Annotated in this window: 12 protein-coding genes and 1 pseudogene; 1 reads left to right on the forward strand and 12 read right to left on the reverse strand. The window is 54.4% G+C overall.

The window, feature by feature from the left end; genetic code table 11:
* Positions 1-167 precede the first annotated feature (167 nt).
* The 7 genes and pseudogenes from dinB to AB6729_RS08335 form a co-directional block, all read right to left on the reverse strand.
* Positions 168-1,310 carry a DNA polymerase IV gene (dinB, locus tag AB6729_RS08305; RefSeq protein WP_371081108.1) on the reverse strand — a complete coding sequence of 381 codons (1,143 nt, stop codon included), beginning with the start codon at positions 1,308-1,310 and terminating at the stop codon, positions 168-170.
* On the reverse strand, positions 1,303-1,635 hold the full coding sequence (locus AB6729_RS08310; RefSeq protein WP_371081109.1) for a hypothetical protein: 333 nt from the start codon (positions 1,633-1,635) through the stop codon (positions 1,303-1,305). The genes dinB and AB6729_RS08310 overlap by 8 nt, the downstream gene beginning before the upstream one ends.
* Positions 1,604-1,897, reverse strand: a complete 294-nt coding sequence (locus AB6729_RS08315; protein ID WP_371081110.1) for a hypothetical protein — start codon at positions 1,895-1,897, stop codon at positions 1,604-1,606. The genes AB6729_RS08310 and AB6729_RS08315 overlap by 32 nt, the downstream gene beginning before the upstream one ends.
* Positions 1,884-5,111: a DNA polymerase III subunit alpha gene (locus tag AB6729_RS08320; protein ID WP_371081111.1), complete on the reverse strand. Its 3,228-nt coding sequence runs from the start codon at positions 5,109-5,111 to the stop codon at positions 1,884-1,886. Before AB6729_RS08320 ends, AB6729_RS08315 begins: the two co-directional genes overlap by 14 nt.
* Positions 5,104-6,615 (reverse strand): DNA polymerase Y family protein, encoded by a 1,512-nt coding sequence (locus AB6729_RS08325; protein WP_371081112.1) that lies wholly within the window; start codon positions 6,613-6,615, stop codon positions 5,104-5,106. The genes AB6729_RS08320 and AB6729_RS08325 overlap by 8 nt, the downstream gene beginning before the upstream one ends.
* The gene (locus tag AB6729_RS08330) at positions 6,612-7,067 is read right to left on the reverse strand and encodes a hypothetical protein (protein ID WP_371081212.1); all 456 of its coding nucleotides are present in this window, start codon (positions 7,065-7,067) and stop codon (positions 6,612-6,614) included. Before AB6729_RS08330 ends, AB6729_RS08325 begins: the two co-directional genes overlap by 4 nt.
* Positions 7,068-7,307: 240 nt before the next feature.
* Positions 7,308-7,643, reverse strand: a pseudogene (locus AB6729_RS08335) (recombinase RecA); the annotation flags it as partial.
* Positions 7,644-7,938: 295 nt separating this feature from the next.
* Between AB6729_RS08335 and AB6729_RS08340 the strand changes: the two are divergent.
* Positions 7,939-8,763 (forward strand): SOS response-associated peptidase family protein, encoded by an 825-nt coding sequence (locus AB6729_RS08340; protein WP_371081113.1) that lies wholly within the window; start codon positions 7,939-7,941, stop codon positions 8,761-8,763.
* A 6-nt stretch (positions 8,764-8,769) separates the two neighbouring features.
* Here the strand turns inward: AB6729_RS08340 and AB6729_RS08345 are convergent, their stop codons facing one another.
* The 5 genes from AB6729_RS08345 to AB6729_RS08365 all read right to left on the reverse strand — a co-directional run bounded on the left by AB6729_RS08345 (position 8,770) and on the right by AB6729_RS08365 (position 18,304).
* Positions 8,770-10,884: a 3'-5' exonuclease gene (locus AB6729_RS08345; protein WP_371081114.1), complete on the reverse strand. Its 2,115-nt coding sequence runs from the start codon at positions 10,882-10,884 to the stop codon at positions 8,770-8,772.
* The gene (locus AB6729_RS08350) at positions 10,884-11,339 is read right to left on the reverse strand and encodes a hypothetical protein (protein ID WP_371081115.1); all 456 of its coding nucleotides are present in this window, start codon (positions 11,337-11,339) and stop codon (positions 10,884-10,886) included. The genes AB6729_RS08345 and AB6729_RS08350 overlap by 1 nt, the downstream gene beginning before the upstream one ends.
* A gap of 31 nt (positions 11,340-11,370) precedes the next feature.
* Positions 11,371-14,238: a site-specific DNA-methyltransferase gene (locus tag AB6729_RS08355; protein WP_371081116.1), complete on the reverse strand. Its 2,868-nt coding sequence runs from the start codon at positions 14,236-14,238 to the stop codon at positions 11,371-11,373.
* A gap of 5 nt (positions 14,239-14,243) precedes the next feature.
* Entirely contained in the window at positions 14,244-17,315 is a 3,072-nt protein-coding gene (locus tag AB6729_RS08360) for a BPTD_3080 family restriction endonuclease (RefSeq protein WP_371081117.1), read from the reverse strand.
* A 110-nt stretch (positions 17,316-17,425) separates the two neighbouring features.
* A complete protein-coding gene (locus AB6729_RS08365) occupies positions 17,426-18,304 on the reverse strand; it encodes a WYL domain-containing protein (RefSeq protein WP_371081118.1) in 879 nt (292 codons plus the stop codon).
* Between the last annotated feature and the right edge of the window lie 28 nt (positions 18,305-18,332).

Raw genomic sequence — 18,332 nt, forward strand, 5'->3', positions numbered from 1 at the left:
TTCTTGGCGCGCAAGCTGTTGAGGCTGCGCTGAGTACTAGATTGCCTGCATTTGCGCAGCGTTCGGTTCGGATGCCGAGCAGGAGCAATCCTTCAGGAGTTTTCAACTGACGAGAACAGGCTGATGCACTCATCGAGCCAGAATTGTCCTCATAAGCGCCCTTCTCTTCAGTCCAGAACCCTCGTTCCCGACGTGATCGGAGCAGCACTTGATCGGTCAATCAGGTCTGCCTCGGGTATGACACCTCCCTCGACTTCAAAGTTGCTTAAGCCAATCCCAACCAATCGGTAAAGTTGCCGCGCGTCGAAATCGACACGAGTACAGAGATGCAGACCTAAATTTGTGAAATCCTCACACGTCATCGGGACAGTGGGCGGCGTCAAGCTGCGAGTGAGCGAATTGAACTCTTTTGTCTTCAGTTTGAGCACTACCGTCCGGCCCCGACGCGCGTTTGCTTGCGAGGCATTCCAGACTTTCTCTGCTAGCCGCCGAATGTGTTGTTCGCACTCGGATAGTGGGATGTCGTCAAGGAATGTGTCTTCAGCGGAAATTTGCTTGCGAACCCGATTTGAGATCACTGGATTGTTGTCAATGCCACGCGCCAGTTGGAACAACCGTGTGCCCCAACTTCCAAAGTGGCCTTCGAGCGTCGGGAGATCCATTGCGTAGATGTCGCTAACGGTTTTTATACCAACGTCCGACATCCGCGCTTCGGTGACTTTGCCGACACCAGGAATCTTCCCGACAGGTAGCGGCATCAGGAACGATTGAACCTCGTGCGGTTGGACAACGAACTGGCCGTTCGGTTTCCTCCAGTCAGAAGCAATCTTCGCAATGAATTTGTTCGGTGCGATCCCGGCAGACGCAGTAAGGTTCAGTTCATCCCAAATCTGTAGTCGGATGGTCTTCGCGACTAGCGTTGCGGTCTTCAAGCCAGTCTTGTTCACCGTGACATCGAGGTAGGCTTCATCAAGCGATAGCGGCTCAATGTCGTCCGTGTGCCGTTCGAAGATTTCACGAACAGCTTTTGATACGGCTTTGTAACGTACGAAATCAGGTGGGAGAAACACTGCATCGGGACACATGCGCTCTGCCGTGATCGCCGGCATAGCGGAGCGTACGCCGAACCGCCGAGCCTCGTAGGACGCTGCACAGACTACCGAACGCTTACCCTTCCAAGCCACGACAACAGGCCGACCCTTGAGAGATGGGTCATCGCGTTGCTCGACGGACGCATAGAAGGCGTCCATATCGACATGAACGATCTTGCGAGTGCCTATCGCCAGGATTGCGTCCGTCAGATCATCCATGACAAAGCCTGCAGGTGGTGTAGTGTCGAACGAACTCATCCCACTCAGGAATCCCGATAAAGCCCGATGAGTCCAGATGTGCGAAGTCACTTGGCTCTAAGAACGTGAAATCAGTTGGACGTTCAAGCATGAACGAGAACAGCAATTCGATGCCATAAGCGCAAGGAGCGCCTTTACCCTTCGGGAAGAGATAGCCGATAGACGCGTCCGAAAGGCGACCCTGCATTCGTGTCTCCTTCGCCGTTAAGTCTGGCATATCGCGCCTTGTTTCCTGAAATTCCATATGGACCACTTCAGCGCGGCGAATCATCGTCATTTGCGACATACCAAGGCACTTTCTTCGACTGAAACAGATCTGGATATCGAGTGGTCAAGAAGGTCAGGACACGCTTCGCGACTCGCACGCTATGCTCCACTTCTTTTTCCCATTCGATGCTCGAAAGACCGTCGCTGTGGGTGGCGTCCCAACTGATCGTCCGCATCCCTAGGATGAGGCCTGCCGTGATGACCATCGCTGGTCCGAGCTTCTGCTGATCGACTTCATTGCGATGCCCGCCTACCTGAGAGCCTTTATTAGTGGAAGTCATGCGATGTCACCTGTAAGCGGCCAGCTTGGCTCTCTACGGAAAGTTCCTTGAATGACTTCGCCATCACATGAATGATTGGGCCTTCTTTTTGCAACGGCCCTTCTACCGCCAAGAACTTCGCAGTCGTGATGAGCCGTCTGTTCTTTTCGAAGAAATTCGGAGCCACGAAGACATTGAAGACGCCCGTTTCATCCGCCACTGAGAGGAAGACAACACCGGAGGCGGTGCCGGGACGTTGCTTGACTATCGCGAGTCCGGCAGTTTTGACGTAGAAGCCGTGAGGCCGCCGCGTAAGGTCAACAGCCCGCAGATAACCGCGACGACTTAGCTCCGCACGACGGAAAGACATAGGATGAGGCCCCGTTGTGACGCTGCTCACCGCGTAATCCGCCACAAGTCTCTCTTCGGCTGACATCGGTTGAAGCGGTATCTCTGAAGCCTCTTCACGGAGCAATTCGCTCTGCTGCATCAGCAGCGGGCCTTCCGGCTTTCCAGCGCGTTCTATCTGCCAAAGCGCATCCCGCCGATGCTCGACACCGTCGAGACTATTCAAAGCTCCCACGTTAGCCAAGAGTGACAGTTCTTTTCGGTTCAGCTGAGGAGCCCGAATCACCAGATCATCGACAGACTTGAAGCGGCCCATAGACCGTGCTCTAACAACCGTCTCTGCGCATTGGCTTCTCAGGCCTCGCACGTAACCAAGTCCAAGCCGCAATGACAAAGATTCGTCGTCTTCGTGCTCAATAGTGCAGGGCCAATCCGAAACTTGGATGTCTATGGGCTTTACTCGTAACCCGTGCCGTCGTGCATCTTCGATGATGACGGATGGGCTGTAAAAGCCCATTGGTTGGTTGTTCATCATCGCGCAGGTGAAGGCAGCAAGGTACTTCACTTTGATGTAAGCAGAGGCGTACGCGATGAGCGCGAAACTGGCAGCATGACTCTCTGGAAAGCCGTAGAGGGCGAACGAACTGATGTTCTGAATGATGGTCTCTTGCGTTTCAATATCGAGCCCGTTGGCGGTCATGCCATCCCGCAGACGACCTTCAAGATTCTTCATCCGCTCCCACGAACGGCGCATCCCGACAGCGCGGCGGAGCTCTTCAGCTTCCGAACCGGTGAAATTGGCAACGACCATAGCCATGCGCAAGAGCTGTTCTTGAAACAGCGGAACGCCAAGCGTCCGTTTGAGTGTCGATTCGAGGGAAGGGTGCGGATACGTCACTTCCTCTTGCTTCTGCCGACGCCGCATGTAAGGGTGCATCATCTTGCCGACGATAGGGCCGGGGCGGATGATGGCGACCTGAACGACGAGATCGTAAAATTTCTCAGGCCGGTTGCGAGGCAGCGACGACATCTGCGCCCGACTCTCCACTTGGAACATCCCAATCGTGTCTGCACGCTGGAGAGTTCGATAGACTCCCTCGTCTTCCGGCAGTTGTGCGAGATCGAGTTGTTCACCGTGATGCTCGGGCACAAGCGACAGGCAATCCTTCAATACGGCCATCATCCCGAGGCCCAGCAAATCAACTTTGATGATTCCTAGGTTGGCGCAGTCTTCCTTGTCCCACTGCACGACAGTTCTTCCAGGCATGGAAGCTCTTTCGAGCGGGACAACCTTATCGAGCTGGCCTTGGCAGATAACCATACCGCCGGAGTGCTGACCGAGATGACGTGGAAAGTCTTGCACCCGCATACAGAGTTCGAGGTACTTCGCGATACGTGGATGTTCCACGTCGAAGCCCGCGTTCTGAAACGAACGCGCCATCGTGTCGTTCGGCCCCTTCCACTCGTAATTTGCCACTAGCCCAGACAAGCGTTGCAGTGATTCAGGATCGAAACCCAGCGCTTTGCCGACTTCGCGTGCAGCCGATTTGCCGCGATACGTGATGACGTTTGCAGTCAAAGCCGCACCGAGCCGACCGTAACGCTCGTAGACATACTGGATTGCTTGCTCGCGCCTTTCTTCCGAAGGGAGATCGAGGTCGATGTCGGGCCACTCGCCGCGGCTTTCGGATAGGAAACGCTCAAAGAGCAGTTCCATGCCGACCGGATCAATCGCCGTGATCTCCAGCGCATAGCAAACGGCCGAGTTTGCCGCACTGCCTCTGCCTTGAATCAGGATTCCGTGTTTCTTGCAGTATTCAACGATGTCCCAAACAATCAGGAAGTAACCGGCGAAACCAAGCTTTTCGATCAGCGCCAGTTCGTGTGCCACTTGCTTCTTCGCGCGTTCGAGAAGACCGGCATCGCGCTTTGGACCGTAGCGCCGGGCTACACCCTCAGCCACGCGTTTCGCAAGAAAACTATCCATCGACTCACCATCCGGAACTGGATAGCGCGGGAATTCATAGCCAAGCTTTGAAAGGTGAAAGTCCAAGCGCGACGAGAGTTCAACGGTGTTCTCGACGGCGCCCGGAATGTCTCGGAAGAGCGAGACCATTCGCTCTGCAGGTCGAAGGTGTCTTTGATTGTTGAGTGCCAACAATCGCCCGGCATGGTCAAGAGGTGTATGGTGCCGTATTGCCGTAAAGAGATCCGCTATCTCACGGTCGTACTTGGTGGCATAGCGCACACCATTCGTCGCCAGCACGGGCAAGCGAAGGGATTCGGCAATCCGCAATGCAGCTTGGTTTCTCCATTCCTGCGTTCGTTCGCGGTGCCGCTGTACTTCGACGTAGACGTTGCTTCGTCCGAATATACGAACCAGTTTCTCCACTACCTCGCGGCCAGCAGCTTCGCCTCCAGCCATGAGCGCCGCAGCCAGCGGCCCTTCATCGCCTCCGGTCAAACAAATGACACCTTTGCAGTACTCCTCTACGTCAGCCAGATTTGCCGCTCCTTCCTGCTTGGTGCTCTCACGCATCTTGAAGCGCGTGATGAGTTGGCAAAGGTTTTGGTATCCCTCTCTGGTCTCGCACAACAGAGCAAGGCGTGAGGGTTCGGCGAGGTGTTGATGCGGCGTCCAAATGGGAGGCGCTAACCGGTTGCCGAAACCTGAGACGGAGACTTCAGCGCCGACGTGTGCCTTGATGCCGTTTTCTTCGGCGATCTTGTGAAAGCGCGCAGACCCATAGAAACCGTTGCGATCCATAAGCGCCATCGCCGGCATCTCTAGGGCGAACGCCCGCTCCGCCAGGGCTTCGGGTTGGGAACCGCCTTCCAAAAACGAGAAGGCACTGTTTGCGTGGAGTTCGACGTAGCGGTTAGTCATATAGACCCGCCACTCGCCACTCGTTCGCGATGAAGTCTCGTGCCAGCCTGCAAACAAGCATGGCGTTATCGCTGGCCTTGCCGACGAAATCCCATTGCTCGTTCCCCCAGACCGCTTCGTTCCACCAATCGCCGCCGCTCAGCCAAGGCCCGTAGGCTTCCTGAATCAAGTAGCAACGCGAACGAAAGTGAACTTGTTGCGGAAGCCCGCGCTGAATATCAACCCTTGTCCGTTCAGCAGGACGGAGTACACGTAAACACAATGTTGAAGACTTCTGAATAGGCGTGGGCTCCGCAGTGGCGATCGAGAACGGCTCCACATGGAAATCGCTCGCTCGCAGTGTGTCGTCAAGCACCGCTTGTCCGACGTTGTTCTCGCCGACGATGGCCGTAATACGGGCCAAGGTCACATCGAGCTTTCCGGGTTCAGGCAGTTGTGGAGAGAACAACCCAAGTTGAACTTTGCTTGTTGCTCCTGGCTCCGCGAAGAGATGGACGCCGAGGATGGACGCTGGTGGAGGATGACCTTCGAGGTCGAGGTGCAGCAGCTTGACCCATAGCTGTTTTTCGTTCGTCGGCACGCGCGGATTCACCTTGCGTTCGTGCAAGCCTCCACCGTCCAAACGTAGCGTAATCGTCACCGAAGCCAAGGCGAGCACACGGGACTTGGCGCGAACGATGAGTTGTTCCAGCATCGTTGAAACGCCGAAGAGCAGGGATTCAAGATCGTCCAACGGAAAGTCGAGTTCAATCTGCTCTTCCAACACGAAGGGAATATCAATCGGCTGGAACAGGTGTGGTCGCGTACCATTCGCGAGCTGCAGCAATCGCTTGGCATCTTGCCCCAAGCGAGCAATCAAGGACTTCTCAGGCAGTGCGGCGAGCGCAGCGACGTTACGAATACCCCATACGCTGAAGGTCTCCACCTGCGACGGAGTGATACCCAGCACCAAGACAGGTAGCGCGGCTAACGCTTTCGCCTCGTCTCCACGAGTTACAACTTGAATCGCCACTCCATGTTTGAGCCCTCGCGCGAGACATATGGCCGCGTTCAGGTTTGAACTCACAGTCACCGAGGCAACGACGCCGACAGAGCGAATGCGTTGGCGAACGAGTTTCGATAGGAGTTGTGGAGGCCCAAACAAACCTTCCGTGCCTGCCACGTCCACGGCGCAGATGAAAATCCCATTGACACTTCGATCTTCAAGCCGTGGTGAGAAGGCTCCCGCGCATTCCAGCAAAACGGAGCGGACGGCACTCTCGGTTTTCACGCTCCGCTGCAACACGATCACTTCTTCGAAGGTCTCGACTTCAACCTTCGTCATGCCTTGCCGGAGTCCGAGAAGACGCGCACGCGTGTTCAAGGAACACACGATCTGACCAGGAGCCTCGCCCTCCAGAACGATGCACGGCTTGTCAATCAACTCAGGCCGCAAGCGCAGCAATGCTTGAGCGGGAAGTTCGCGCACATAGATACAGGCATACAGTTCAGGCATATGCTTCATCGCGGACCTGCCCAATTCGCACGATGATCCCAGCGAGCTTCACAGACTCGTTGAGGTGGCTTTCGCATTGGCACGACGTTCGAGGGCGCTTGCGCGAAACGCTGTCGAAGCACTTCAGCGCGGGCTTTGAGGCCGGTGAATACCGTGCGCTCTTCTCTCAAGTTCTCCAGCGCGGAGAGCCGCAACTGCAATTCGGAGCCGCTCTTGGCACAGGCGTATTGCGAGAGAAGCACGATGCTTGATTGGGTCTGTTCAGACGCGACCCGATACCGATGCCAAGTGGACAATTCGATTTTGGAGACAACTTCGCTGGCGATCTCTCCGAAGTCAAGTACGATCGCGCTGAAGCCGCCGGTCTGAATCAACAGGTCGGTCGTCCTCAATGCTTGTTCGACCGCGCTGTAGACCTTCGCGCGTCGAGGTGCGCGCACAGGCGCAGTGGATGATTTCAAGCTGGACTCAAAGTGCTGTGGAGCAGGCCGAGGTTTTGAGATGGGTTCCGCGCATCTGGCAGCCACAGTCTCGTTGCTCAAGAACCTGTCGACAGCGGCTGAAAGCCCTTTCACCTCTGAACGTGGGTGCGTTCCATGTCCGCCCCCATGAAGTCCCTTCAATCCAGGCTTGGGAGCGAAGCACGCGGCGGGAAGAGCAAACTTCCGAGTCTCGCGTTCGACGGTTGCCTCGCTGACACCGCAACGCACCCACAAGAGCCGCTTGAGGTCTACGCCGACCGAAGCCGCCGATGAGGGGTCAAAGGTATTGGAGGCGTCGATCCAGGCACACACCTTGCCCATGGCCGTAACCTGCGACAGGAACGATAGGGCTAGTGACATGCGCCCAGAGCATTCCTCTCCTACAAGCTCCGTAAGTGCCCCGACAGGCAAGCCTCCCTGTATCAGTTCATCAAGAGCGCCTATGCCCGACGAAACGACAGGGCGCACCATTCGTGGAGGGGGCGTCAGTGCAGAAGGGTACTTACGTGCCAGCGCCGACTCGACTTGGACCCGGATTGTTGCGGCAGTGGCCATGGCGAAACACCTTCGCCTTATATTCGCCTATCGGTGGGGAGGAAGGTCAAGTCACCAACTTGCATAAGAACAGGTGCATGTCTTCCTATCTAACTCATAGGGAATGGCTTACGTTGCTTCGAGCTGTGAATCGGGCCGCAAAATCTTATAATGGAAGCCCATGTGTTACTCCGCACGAGTTCGACAGAACCTCAAACACCTCTCGCGCCGCTACGACGCGGAAGTTGATTGGGAGGCGTTCGAAGATGCGTACCGCCGCCGAGCCGAAGGCGAAGACATCAAGATGTCGCGAGATTTGCAGCGCAACTTCGTGAACCCGGAGACGGAGGTTCAGAAGCGCACTGCTGGCTACATCGCTCAATATCTCAAAGAGAAGCGAACGGAGTGGGAGAGCGAAGTCTTCGTTCAGAAGCGCCGTATCGCGGCTGCTGAAGAATCCCTCGCAAAGAAGGAAACGAAGAAGGCTCGGGAAGACGTTCGCATCGGAACAGCCAAGTCTCAGACGCTACTAGAACGGTTGGCAGACCTCAGAAGAGCCGAACCCAACAACGAAGACGCACGCATCTTCCCAATGATGTACGCGCCGGTACTCATTCGAGAGAACGATAAGACCCTCATTCGTCCCATGCGCTATGCCTGCCGTCTGGCCGGAAAGCCTGCCGATTACGACAAGCGTTTTCCAGGCACCTACAACGCGCGACACGACAGTCTCGATGACTATTGGAGCAAGGTCTACGGCCAGCATCATGCCGTGCTGGTCATCTCAGGCTTTTACGAGAACGTGCCTCTCCACTTGTATGAGCATCGTGAGCTAGCGCCAGACGAGAAACCTAAAAACCTCGTTCTTGAGTTTGATCCTCAGCCATCTAGCGACATGCTTGTCGCCTGCGTATGGGATCGTTGGACCAAACCCAATGAATCAGGACTCTGCTCATTCGCCGCGATAACGGATGAGCCTCTACCGGAAGTCGCGGCCACGGGCCACCAACGGACGATCATTACGATTCAGGAACAATATCTAACGGAGTGGCTAACGCCGGGAGCGACATCAAAGGAACGACTTGAATACATCCTCTCGGACAAAGAAACTCCTTACTACGTCCACCAAATTGCGGCCTAATCGCTGCTAACGATAGAAATCATCTAGGAACTCTGACGCTTCTCCGCCGCTCGAAATGAGCAACCTGTCACGCGCCCTAGTGCATGCGACGTAAAGAATTTGCCTCTCGGAATTGTAGATATCTTCGAGTTCCGATGGGTCGCTAGCCGTTTCGAGACGTTGTGCATCTGGCAATACCGATTCATCACAGGCCATCACTGCCACTGCGCGGAATTCCAGCCCTTTGGCAAGATGCATCGTCGCGATCGGCAAAATTCCTGGAGTGATTTCCATTCGCTTCTCAAGTCTTTTGCAATGCATACCAGCCATCTTCGCGGCATTTTCTGCACGGCTAAGTTGAGCGGCAGATCGTACGAAAATCGCGATGTCTTCTTGGCGGAAACCTTCACTGGAAAGCTTTTTAAGCCACTGAGCAACGAGCTGCTCCTCCGCTTCCCGAGTTGCGGCCACTTGGACATCTGGGTTTGGACCATTGAATACCGATACTGTTCCGCGGCGGTCTTCAACATTGCCATCTGAATCTGTCACCTCGCGATCCAAAAGCCGATCAGCATGCTCCCGAATCTGGTGAGAAGTACGATAGTTCACTTTTAGATTTGTGGAACGCCCTCTGACATCCACGCCTACCGACTTCCAAGAGAAGGGGGCTTGGAAGATGCGTTGACCGCTATCACCCGCGAAGAAAAGTGCATTGGGACGACTTCCTCCCAATGCGGCCAAGCAGCGCAATTCTGCTTGGCTAATGTCTTGTGCCTCGTCAACAACTGCGAAATCGAAAGGTGGGGCGCCGCCCTCATCATAGTGACGTGAAAGCCGCACGAACATCTCCGCTTCAGTCATGAGTTGAGCTGATGAGAGACGTTCAATCACTCGTGCGAACAGTCGCCATAGTGCCTCCCGTTGGGGCTCGCGGAGACGGGTTCGGCGGCCGAGCCGAGGAACGTCTCTATACTCACTCCAAGTCTTGAGCTGCCACGCGTCGACAATCTGGTCCCACTCTGCAAACAGGAATCCAGAAGTGAATTGTGAGAGTCCCTCAACGTCGGCGGCCTCTTTCAGCAGTTCGCGTATCGACTCTTCCGAAGCTATCGTTGCTGGGCCATAAGTAGCAGCGAGGTTGCTTTCATAGAGGCGTCGTGCCATCGCGGAAATAGGTAAAACTTCAATCTGCTCTGCGAGACGCGGACGATTTCCAAGCAGCAAGCGAAGTTTGGATTGAAGCGCGTTTGCAAGAACGTCGGAGAACGTCGTCAGCAAGACTCGCGAGGAAGGATTGTTTTCGGCAAGATAAGCTGCGCGATGCAGCGCAACCACTGTCTTTCCCGTTCCAGCAGGCCCAGTGACTCTGGCGGGGCCATTGAAGTCCCGCTCAACCAAAACCCGTTGTGCTGGATGGAGAAAGACCGCCCATTTCTCCCACGGAGCATCGAGGGCTCGTTCAAGCTCTTCACGATTGCTAACCGTACGGAAGCGACGTTGTGCGTCAGGGTGTGAGAAAGCAGCTTGCTCAACAACCGCAGCCGAAGCATTCGGTACAAGAGTTGTTTCTTCGGACTTGGAGGGCCGGAGTCCCGTTGCTAATGTAAGGACGGCCTCACGGGCTTCCTCTGGAAGACTCCCCGCGATATCAAGGATGCTGTCTTCGTTAGCGTTGCGAACGACATCAATCCATTCTTGGGGAACGCCATACCCGAGCAAATCAGAGTCGCTCGCAGTCGCCAATAATGGGAGCGGCTTGGGTTGTTGTGGGGTCGCGTCCTCCACGTATTTGCGGACGACCACCTCTTGTATTGTCTCTTTGAGAACCACCATCTGAGCAGCGCCGGTGGCTGGATGGACAGAGAGCTTGCGACGTTCAGCCCAGGCGTAGGCCGCGTCGTGATGATCGACATAGCAGAGAAGGCAGCTATTCTCAGTCCGATGGACGATCAGCCGTACATCGTCATTCGCTCGTGCAGACCAGAAATTCTTGTCCTTGACCTTCTCTAGTCTGTGCATCTTCAGACTCGGGTGGGAGGGGTTCATCTGCAGTTCCATCGCCGCCAACTTCGCAGCATTCTGCTCTGAACCTTGAAGTTTCGTAAGGCTCTCTTGAAACGTGTTGGCGATCACGAATTGCATTAGCCGAGCTTCTCCGGGATGAGGGAGTGGTCGCCAGGATGTTGAGGGCTTCCCATAGGGCGATAACCAAACTGCTGAACTCCGAACTGAAAATTGCGGCAACGTGTGTAATCCGTCCCAAGCCCCATCCATCCGTCGGGAAGCCGATCGACACGGAGAGCGAAAGCATCGCGGATGGTAAACGTCACTCCGTAGACGGAACCGATACTGGCAACCGAGCCTGCCTGGGGACGAACCGCGAGGTGGACATTTGTCTCATGCTTGGGCACCCGTCCCATTGCGAACAGGTAGAAATACGGCGAGTCCGTCTTAAGCGTGTAGTTTCCGTCTTGCATCTCCCGATGGAGCTGGAGTTCCTTCTTGCCCTTCAGGCAGTAGATGCAATGCTTGTCTGGCTTGAATCCAGACACGTAGACGCCCCAGAGTTGAACGAACGTCTGGCTAGCTGATGCCATTCCTCGCACTTCTAAGACCATCTCGCGTTCCTTAGCTAACTGAAAACACCTTCATCACCTCGTCACCAAGATGATTGATGACCTTAACTGCAATCCGTCCCGTACTGGGTTTCGGGAATGTTCGCGAAGTGTCACTGTGTAGAGATTTCCACGCGTCTTCGTCGATATCGGCTTTCAACGTGGTCTTGAGAGCTTTATACGGATCATTGGCGCCTAAGAAGTAAGCTTGGCGGACAAAGAAACTTTCGGCGTTGTAGTCCGTATCGACAAACCAGCAAGCGATCTCATCCGGCTCTGAGCTCGTCACCTCTCCTGTTCCCGGATGGAAGATGTCTATACCTTTCAACTTTACTTGGACACCTGTCTCATCGACTGGGATGATGTCGATCTCGGGTTCACCGAAGATCACAAAGAGATTGCCCTTGCCTGTGTCTTTAAAGTCTTGCGCCATGTGAAGGTCAGCATTCATTCGCGCCTTCAGAACAGGGATCCGGCCCAGTTTTGAAAACTCAGAAGACTGGGCGTCGAAGTTGAATGCGCACGCGATCAATACGTCAAAAGCGGCGTCTCCTGCTTCGCGCGCCGCTGAAACCAAGTCAGGTCTAGAAACTGTTCCAAATTCTGGTCCGACCATTATGGCTGCGCGACGTTCCTTGCCATCAAGCTCCTGGTATCGACCTTCTGCGCAGACCATTTCGCCGGGCCACGCGGTCACCGAACTAAAAGTGATCTTCGCGTGTTTATCAGCCTGTTGAACTCCGCTTTCCTTCAAGGTGTTCAGGATTACTTGCACGAAATTGCCAGCATCGCGAGGATCGTCATAATTGGTTCGAGCAGATGGCGCTAATTCGTCATCCATCATCTCCAGTACGCGATGAGGCGAGAGGCTTTCTACCGTAAAAGGCCCGGCGACGCGGACCTTAGCACTGTCCTCATAGGGCCTGTCGTAGAGGTTAACGAATTCAGCTTTGCCTGAGATAGAAGCATCAATCGCGCTCTGTCTGGCGTTCCGCTGGTTCCACCATTCAGTATGAAGATTCTTCGCAATCCCGCTCCAAGAAGCAGTTGGTTCGCGAGGAACTTCCCACTCTTGGAAGTTCGTTTTGACCGAAGAATTCAGCTGCTGAAGGAGCGGTTCAAGAGATCTCTTGTAGTTCTCCCAAATGATGTCGATTTCAGCGTTGTTAGCAATGGAGCCGGAAGTACTGTCTTTTATCTTGCGATACACAAAACCATGACGAACGTCCGCTCTGATTGGTGCGTCGGCCGGCACGCGCCCTTGCAACTCCGCTTCTTTGACTTGGCCTTCACGGGAATCAGAGAGAAGGTAGAAAGGGTATCGTGCCCCCATGATGCGTGCTCGGGCGAGGGCGAGTGCCACCCGTGACGTGTCGATTGTGATCCAGCGTCGCCCCCATTGCTCAGCCACATACGCGGTTGTACCCGAGCCACAAGTCGGATCGATCACTAGGTCGCCGGGATCGGTAACCATCAGAATGCACCGCTTTACAATCTCGGCGTTGGTTTGGACAACGTAGATGGGAGATGACGCGCCTCCTAGCCCGTCCCACCAGTTCGAAATCTGCTTAGCAGATGGCTGAGAAGCATATTTGATAAAACGGACATCTCGATTGAGCGGCAGAAGTCGGTCAGCTCGAGCGAGCCGTTCCATACCTGGAGTCGTCCCATCTTCTTCGATCACGGTGTGCTTCCAGCACTGGCCCTCGCCTATCGGAAACGTTCGCCCCTGAAACTCAAAATCGCGTGACTGATTCTTTCGGAAGCCACCACTCTTGAGAGGGTTAGGTGCGAATGAGCGGGCGTCTCTGTATCTGCTCCGAAAGGCGGGAAGATCTTCTCTGTAGGGGACGTCGTCTCGCTGTTCGAGTGCAGCCATTGTGAGCCGTTCACCGGTAGAGAGTTCGACTGAGCTAAAATCTTCGACGACTTCGGCATCACTTCTGGTCTCGTAGAGCGGGCGAAATTTCAAAGCGCCGGACTCTTTAGGCGAACGTCCGTAGCAAAGAATGAAGTCATTCACGGGGTCCATCGTCCCGCTAATTTGACTGCCTTTCTTTTTCACGACGATTTCGGTGATGAAGTTTTCATCACCGAAGACTTCATCAAGAACACATCGCACTCGGTGGACGTTTTCATCGCCAATCTGCACAAAGACTGCACCCGAAGGAGAGAGCAAATCTCGTGCCAGTATCAGCCTGTCTCGGACATAGTTCAGGTACGAATGAACGCCATCACGCCACGTATCCCGAAAGGCCTTTACCTGTTCAGGTTCGCGTGTGATGAACTGAGCCTTGTCGTTCTTGTCGTTTCTATCGGTCGTGGACCACTGAAAATTGGAGTTGAACTTAATTCCGTATGGAGGATCGAAGTAGACGCATTGCACCTTACCTCGAAGACCTTCTCTCTCTGCAAGCGAAGCCATCACTTGCAGGCTGTCACCAAGAATCATGCGATTCGACCAATGCTGCTCGTGTTGGTAAAATTCAGTCCTAGCGTCGTCGTTGGGCAAACCGTTGAAGTCTGCGAACAGATCTATTTGAGTTTTATCTGTGACACTGCCTGCACGAGCCTTTTCTGTTTCATGCTTGAGGTCGTCGATTAGAACCTTCGGGTGAACTTTCTCCTGAATGTAGAGAGGAGGGGCAGGTACCTTGAGTAGCTCATCGACTGCTTCGCCTGTCTCCGGGTATTTCCCACGCCAAATCAACTGTGGATCAAGGTCGGGATTCCGTCGTTGATATGCCACTCGAACGGGCCTCTGGTCCTCCTCGCGCATCACTGATTGAAATTCAGCAGTCGGTATGTTCTTACGCGAGGCTTCGTCATGGACGAGGGTTTCGATCTTCTTGGTCGCGGTGGTCTGTGCTTTTTTCGCCATGACAGTTAACCCTTTGTCTCGTATGCTGCCGGAATCTCGGCGATCATCTGATTGAATTTCGCTTCGACTTCTTTCGCGAACTCAGTCTCGATCGCGTAGACCGAGGTGAACTCCGCAAAGGCCCAGCGACCGTGTGTTCCGCTGTGATTAATTGCCGGGACCCAGTACGTGTTCATCGTTGATTTCTTGTCTTTCGCGTCTTCTCCACGGTAGCCCTTGATCTCGACAATGAGGTTCAGAAGATCTTCCTCACCGCTTCCGTCGTCAATCCGAACGATAAAGTCTGGACGGTAGATTCTGTTTACGGCACCTACTCGGTAAGGAACCTCGAAGCCCATCGAATGATTCTTGACGTAGCTCCGAACACGGGGATGCGCTTCAGCCACACGACAGAACTCGCCTTCCCAGTCGCTATCGAGGATCACCCAGTTCACGTGCGACTTGTCAGGGGCTGTTTGATATCGCTCAGTCTTAGTGGTCGTGAAGTTGATATTGCGGCTTGAACCTTCGGGTGTGTACGGATCGAGAATTGCCCTAATGGGCGTCTCTTTTTCCATCTTCCGAGTAATTGCTGTCGTGATGCGGTCACATGCGATGTCTTGAAGTTCTTGGTACATGAGCTGTGCTGGGAATGTCCCTCCAACGCAGATCAGGTGCTTATCGAGCCATTGCTTGACGATGCGGCTCAGTTGCGGGAACAAGTAAAGTTTTGGCTCCTCTCCCTCGTCACGCCACTTGGTATAAAGCAACCTTTTGGTGAGGTTCATCACAAGCGTCGAGTGTCGGAGGTCTCCGAGATGTCGGAGATTTAAGTCGACGCCTTCGCCGATGATGCCTTGATTGTGCGTTACGGAAGGGCCTACAACATCTGGATTCAGCACGAGGGTCGAATCGTCATTGAACTCGGCCTCCAATCGCTCAGCAGGAAGCTCCACCCGATAGCCTTGGACCCGTGGGAAACGAATCTCCAAACGCTCGCGTTCCGAAAGTGCCTTTACGTGAATAACCTCGCGCGGAGCTTGTGGCGGAGCAATCACTGGTTTGGCCGTGAAGTCGAATGGTATGCCGAGGATATCCGCATACTCAACGGGGAACAGGCCTGCGTCCTCTCCTTCAGTGAGCAGTTCGTAGGACTGGCGACGCAATGCGCGACCGATGACTTGCTCGCAAAGAAGTTGCGTTCCAAAGGCACGAACGCCCAGAACGTGCGTGACCGTATTGGCGTCCCAACCTTCGGTGAGCATAGACACCGAAACGACACAGCGAATCGACTCTCCAAGACGATCCTTCTTGCCTACGGTGTTCATCACCTCACGAAGAATCTGAACATCGTCGATCTCTTCGGCGCTTTGCTGCTGCCCGCTTCGAGCGACAAGTTCGCGCCGGAATTGCTCGATCTCAGGCCCTGCGGCTTTGCGAAAGCTGTCGTCTAAATCCCCGCCAGATTCAAGCTGGGCGCTGTCGATCAAGAGCGTCCGAGGGCGAGAGGTAGTGTTTCCGCTTTCATCGAAATTGCTGAATAGCTTTAGCCGACCGGGGATCGTCTGTTCGCCTTCGGGAGTGTCGCGGACGAACCCAGAGATGTAGTCATAGACCAGCTTCGATGTGGAGGTGTTGTTGCAGACCACGATGAAGCAAGGGGGGATGGAAATTCCAGCGTCCTTCCAACTTTCGTAAGTCTTCTCATAATGGCCGTACAGGGCCTCAAGTGCCGTCTGAAGCTCAACGGGTAGCGAAAGGGGGTCGAGTTTATCTCCCTTGCCTTTGCCCTTCTTGGGCATCTTCTGCCGGATGTTCTCCCACAAGTTGCGGAACTTTGGCATATCGGCGCCGGGTATGTTGTCCGCTACTGGAACGCGCGGTAGTTTGACGATGCCGCACTCGATCGCATCCATCAGCGAAAAGTCGCTCATAGTCCAGGGGAAGAGAGTCCCCTCGGCATAGCCCGAACCGCGGAGGAAAAATGGTGTTGCCGAGAGATCAATGACGCGGGAAACACCTATCTTCCGCTTCACCGCCTCTAAACCCGTGATCCACATTCGCGCCGCTTCTTCGTTTTCCTTCGCTTCCTGCTTTTCGTCAGACGCAATGTCTGTTTCGTCCGATTCGCCGTCCTTGTGGCGATAGCAGTGATGCGCTTCATCATTGATGACCAGGATGTTCTTCATGCCAAGAAGCTCGGGCATGACGCGTTGTAACATCTGTCCCTCTGTCTCAAGCGTGTTCAATTCTTCACCACGACCTTGCAATAACCCTCGTGTGCCTTTGGACAACTCCATGCGTTCGCGTGGCTTGAACTTGTGGTAGTTTTCAACGACCACAACAGCACGCTGAATATCTTGAAGCATGTCTTGAGGCACAAGTTCCCGAGTCGAGTAATAGTTGTAGGGGTCGTTAGGCTTGATGACATTGAGGCGGTCTCGGATCGTTAAGCCCGGAGCCACAACAAGAAACCCTTTGGTGAAATGACTGTTTGGTCGGCGAACTGCATTGACCGTCTGCCAAGCGATCAACATCGCCATGACAGTCGTCTTGCCGGCTCCCGTCGCAAGTTTGAGCGCCAGCCGAAGGAGTTCAGGATTGGCTTCTTTGTTCGCGTCAACTAGATGCTGCAGGTATTTCCGCTTCCAGGTGTCACGTTTCGGAGCGACCTCAGTCAGCCAGATCGCAGTCTCTACCGCCTCTACCTGACAGAAAAACGGACGAACACCAGTGAACTCATAGTTGCGCCAATGTTCCAAGAGGCGTGCGGTCTCTGGTGAAACATTCCAGTCTGAGGAACTGGGTAGTTTTCGCCAAGCGTCCACTTCCGCGCGGAGATCGTTGATGATCGCGGAGGCGTATTGCTGCTGTTTTGTGGAGAGGCCGTCATCGGATTGCAACTGAAGGGATGTCTGAGTCGCTTGGCCCTTCCGCATTCGTGGTTTGGGTATAGGCGAGATGAATTCAGCGCGACGGCGGGAGTCGGCAATCAGTTGGGTCGGCTGACCGTCCTTGTCGAGCTCCCAATGCTTCCGAGGCTCCTGATAGGGACTGTTGAGAATCGGATGCTCGAAAAAAGGGTGCTCAGCGGCCACGGAAATCCTTCACAATCGCATATTTCAGATGCACCAATTTTGCCACATCAGACTATGAATCAATCCATAGACGCGTATCCGTAGCAAAACGCTAAGTATCGACAAATTAGCTATTTGTCGACTTCGAGAAGCACTTTTTCGAACGCCTCTTTGTTTTGCACAATGACCGGAGTTTCACGGACGTTGTCGAGAACATGCGCTACGTCGAGACGAAGCCGTTTGCGAAAGTAGTAGAGGAATGACTTTCGAATAGGAATGACGATCTTCTGATCGCTCATGCAGTAGTCCTGAGCGACGACGTCTCTCTGACTTTCACTCAATAGGGGATTGGGGACCAGAACCACATCGAAATACTGGTGCCAGCTCAAATCGAGAGAACCCGGTTTAAGCTGAACGTCGTCCCCGTCGATACCCAGACATCGAGAAAGAAGAAAATCCTTGAACCTTTTGTCCAAGTGGCAGAAGGCCCTGACATGCCATCTGAGGCCGTCGTTAGCAAATGCATGAGGACTGATCCATCTCCAAACCGGCTCGGTACGTTCTATGTTCATCGACTGATAGAGAACGCGAACTGCTCGCTGGGAGCGTACAGCGTCCAAGACTTTTCGTAAGACAATCACATCGACCCGTCTTTGCGGAAGAGGCATAGACTCTGCGGGCGGCATTCCCGAGAGCCAAAGATCGGCTGCCTCGACGGAATGGTCCGTAACGGCTTTGAGGCGATTCAGATAATCGTCCCCATCTGGTTTGGTGAGCTGTGGAGCAAATGAGGCCGACGGGACGTAGCGTTTGGCGCTCTTGTCGTAGATCAGACTTCCGGGAAATTTTTCTTCATACCTACCCAGATCGGCTGACGCCTGGGGAGTGGAGACTCCGAACTGCTCGGTTAAATCCGAGCGATTGATAGAGCCAACCCAGAAGAGCCGAAATTCTATGAATTCGAGCCTTTGCTCGACGCCCCAGCGGATTTTGCGCTGACCGATGTCCATTGGTCGAAAACCTTCCGTATGACCAAGA

The sequence above is a fragment of the Terriglobus sp. RCC_193 genome, assembly GCF_041355105.1.
Lineage (GTDB): Bacteria > Acidobacteriota > Terriglobia > Terriglobales > Acidobacteriaceae > Terriglobus.